Genomic DNA, 372 nt, shown 5'->3' with positions numbered 1-372 from the left:
GGCGCTGGGCCTCGGGCGCCGGAGCGGGCGTCTGGGCCTGGGCCGAAACGGGCCGGGGCGGCTCCGCTGCGAGCTTGGGCGGCTCGGACGCGACCGGGGCAGGGCGCATGGGCTGCGGAGCGGCGGCCTGGGCAGCGGGCTGGACCTGTCGTTCCGGCGCAGGCGCGGGGCGCGGCTGGGGCTGAGCGCGCTCCTGCTCAGGCGCCCTGGCGGGCGCCGCCGGCTCGTTCTGGGCGCCGAAGGGCCGCTTCAAGGCCGCTTCGAGCTTGCGGGCCATGTCCGACAGCTCCGCCTGGGCGGCCGCGGGCGTCGGGCGCGCCGCCGCGGGCTGAGCAGCGGGACGGGGCTCCGGCGCCGGGCGCGGCTCGGGCC

Annotated in this window: 1 pseudogene; it reads right to left on the bottom strand. The window is 81.7% G+C overall.

Annotated features, from left to right (window positions below):
* Positions 1-277 (bottom strand): annotated as a pseudogene (locus SLNSH_RS24370) (hypothetical protein); the annotation flags it as partial.
* Positions 278-372: the final 95 nt, after the last annotated feature.

Origin of the sequence: Alsobacter soli (assembly GCF_003004785.1) — a bacterium.
GTDB classification, from domain to species: Bacteria; Pseudomonadota; Alphaproteobacteria; order Rhizobiales; family Beijerinckiaceae; genus Alsobacter; species Alsobacter soli.
The sequence above is the reverse complement of the archived record's forward strand: the minus strand, read 5'-3'. Positions and strand labels throughout refer to the sequence as shown.